The sequence below is a fragment of the Lysobacter enzymogenes genome (assembly GCF_017168095.1).
Taxonomy (GTDB): domain Bacteria; phylum Pseudomonadota; class Gammaproteobacteria; order Xanthomonadales; family Xanthomonadaceae; genus Lysobacter; species Lysobacter enzymogenes_D.
In genome coordinates, this window is sequence record NZ_LXSD01000446.1 from 1 (window position 1) to 2892 (window position 2892).

Below are 2892 nucleotides of genomic sequence, written 5' to 3' on the forward strand. Positions count from 1 at the left end.
CCGAGCGCGCCGGGCGCCAGGCCGAGCAGGATGCGCGCCGCGCCCGGGCCGAGGGCGAACGCGCGCGCCGCGAGGCCGAGCAGGATCATGCCCAGGCGTTGCGCGATGCCGAACAAGCCCGCCGCGACGCCGACCAGGCCTTGCGCGAAGCCGCGCAGGCGCGCGCCGAGAGCCAGCGCGACCGCGAACAGGCGCTGCGCGATGCCGAACGCGCCCGCGCCGAGGGCCAGCGCGCCCGCGAGCAGGCCTTGCGCGATGCCGAGCAAGCGCGCCGCGCCGGCGAGCAGGCCCGGCGCGATGCGCAACAAGCGCAGCGCAATGGCGAGCAGGCCCGGCGCGACGCGGAACAGGCGCGCCGCAACGGCGAACAGGCGCGCCGCGACGCGCAAGCCTCCGAGCGCACCGCCGCGATCGCGCGCCGCAACGCCGAACAGGCGCGCCGCAACGACAGCCAGGCCCGCCGCGACGCCGAGCAATCCGGGCGCAACGGCGAACAGGCCCAGCGCGATGCCGATCAAGCGCAGCGCAACGCCGATCAGGCGCAGCGCGACGCGGAGCGCAACCGCCAGGCCGCGCTCGCCGCGAGCCGGCAGGCGCTGGCATCGGGGGCGTGGCAGCGCGATGCCGAACAGGCCATGCGCGAGACCCAGCAGGCGCATCGCCAGATCGTCCAGGCGCAGCGCGAGGGCCGCATCGGCGCGGCCGATCGGGCGCGCTTGCTGGCTTTCGCCGATACCGCCCGCCGCGCGGTGCAGGCGATGGACCTGCGCGCCGTCGGCCGCGACGCGGCGGCGGCTGGACAGGCGGCCGGTTCGGACAGCGAGGCGATGCGTCGCGAAGCCTTGCGCGCCACTGATGAGGCGATGCGGCAGATCCAGCGCGAACTGGCCGGCGCCGGCGCCTGAGCCTCGCGCTGGCGGATTCGCGCCGCCGGTACCGCGCAAGTCCGCCGGCCGGCGAACCCCGGATAAGACGACGGCCCCGGTCGCTGCGCGCCCGGGGCGGTTGGTTTCGCGTCTTGCCTGCGGCGGCGCGGCCGCGCGGCCTCAGCCGCGGCCCTGCACCAGGGTGCCGATGTTCTCGCCGCGCAGGATCCGCAGCAGCACGCCCGGCTGGCTCATGTCGAAGATGCGCAGCGGCAGTTCGCTGTCGCGCGCCAGCGCGAACGCGGCGGTGTCCATGACCTGCAGGTCGCGGGTGATCACTTCGTCGTAGCTGAGCTTGTCGAAGCGCACCGCGTCGCCGTGCTTCTTGGGATCCTTGTCGTACACGCCGTCGACCTTGGTCGCCTTGAGCAGCAGGTCGGCGCCGATCTCGATCGCGCGCAGCGCGGCGCCCGAGTCGGTGGTGAAGAACGGGCTGCCGACGCCGGCGGCGAAGATGGCGATGCGGCCCTTTTCCAGGTGGCGGATGGCGCGGCGGCGGATGTAGTCCTCGCACACGTCGTTGATCTTGATCGCGCTCATCACCCGCACCTTGGCGCCGAGCTTTTCCAGCGAATCCTGCATCGCCAGGGCGTTGATGACCGTGGCCAGCATGCCCATCTGGTCGCCGGTGACCCGGTCCATGCCGCCGGCCGCCAGGCCCGCGCCGCGGAAGATGTTGCCGCCGCCGATCACCAGCGCCACTTCGGCGCCGGCCTGTTGCACTTCGATGACTTCGCGCGCGAGCCGGCCGATGACCTTGGGGTCGATGCCGTAGTCCTCGTCCCCCATCAACGCCTCGCCGGAAAGTTTCAACAGGACACGGCGATAGGCGAGCTGGGACATGGGCGGTCTCGGGGGAGGCGGAAAACGGCCGGAATTGTAGCCCAAGCCCGGCGCCCGCGGCGTGCGCGAATGGGCCGCCCGCGGCGCTTTCGCGTCCGCGCCGGGCCCGGCGGCCGGTCTCGTTCAGCCTGTATGATCGCCGCCGCAGGTCCGCCACAGGAACCGCCGCGGCCCGCGCCGCCCCCGGCGCGCCGCGCACCACCCAAGGAGATGGCTACGTGACGATCAAGAACCTCAACGAATTCCTCGAGAGCTCCAAGCAGAAAGACCTCAGCGCGGACGCGTTCGAACTGGAAAGCTCGCATCTGCTGGAGGTCAAGCTCAACGGCCGGGTCTGGGCCAAGTCCGGCTCGATGGTCGCCTACCGCGGCGGGGTCAAGTTCGTGCGCCAGGGCCTGATGGAGCAGGGCCTGGGCAACCTGCTGAAGAAGGCGATCAGCGGCGAAGGCACCCAGCTGATGAAGATGGAAGGCCAGGGCCGCGTCTATGTCGCCGACGCCGGCAAGAAGATCACCCTGCTGCGCTTGAACGGCGAGTCGATCTTCGTCAACGGCAACGACGTGCTGGCCTTCGAGGACGGCATCGCCTCCGACATCAAGATGATGCGCAAGGTCGCCGGGATGATGTCGGGCGGCCTGTTCAACATCAGGCTCAGCGGCCAAGGCGTGGTCGCGATCACCTCGCACTACGAACCGCTGACCCTGGCGGTGACGCCGGACCAGCCGGTGTTCACCGATCCCAACGCCACCGTGGCCTGGTCGGGCGGGCTGAGCCCGGACATCGTCACCGACATCTCGCTGGGCACGCTGTTCGGCCGCGGCTCGGGCGAGAGCATCCAGCTCAAGTTCGCCGGCACCGGTTGGGTCGTGGTGCAGCCGTACGAGGAAGTGTATTTCCAGGGCGCCGATTGATCGCCCGATGCGCGCCGCGCCGCCGCGGCGGCGCGGCGCGCGAGGATCGGGACTGGCGACTGCAAGGAGCGCAGCGATGAGGCAACGGGTTCGTTGGAAATGGAAATTCCGCTCCGAAGCGGGCGCCGCGCGGGTCCTGGCCGGCGCGCTGGCGCTGTCGGCGGCGCAGGCCGCGGCCGAGCCGCCGTCGTCGACGCCGGTCGGCGACCTCA

Annotated in this window: 2 protein-coding genes and 1 pseudogene; 2 read left to right on the forward strand and 1 reads right to left on the reverse strand. The window is 71.9% G+C overall.

The window, feature by feature from the left end:
• Window positions 1-905 (forward strand): annotated as a pseudogene (locus A7A76_RS19090) (hypothetical protein); the annotation flags it as partial.
• A 141-nt stretch (window positions 906-1046) separates the two neighbouring features.
• On the opposite strand, the gene pyrH reads toward A7A76_RS19090, so the two are convergent.
• A complete protein-coding gene (pyrH, locus tag A7A76_RS19095) occupies window positions 1047-1769 on the reverse strand; it encodes a UMP kinase (RefSeq protein WP_206412695.1) in 723 nt (240 codons plus the stop codon).
• A gap of 218 nt (window positions 1770-1987) precedes the next feature.
• On the opposite strand from pyrH, the gene A7A76_RS19100 reads away from it, so the two are divergent.
• Entirely contained in the window at window positions 1988-2680 is a 693-nt protein-coding gene (locus A7A76_RS19100) for an AIM24 family protein (protein ID WP_206412696.1), read from the forward strand.
• Window positions 2681-2892: the final 212 nt, after the last annotated feature.

Bases quoted from the DNA above. Each gene is read 5' to 3' on its own strand.
- pyrH (WP_206412695.1), bottom strand. From the start codon at position 1,769: ATGTCCCAGCTCGCCTATCGCCGTGTCCTGTTGAAACTTTCCGGCGAG.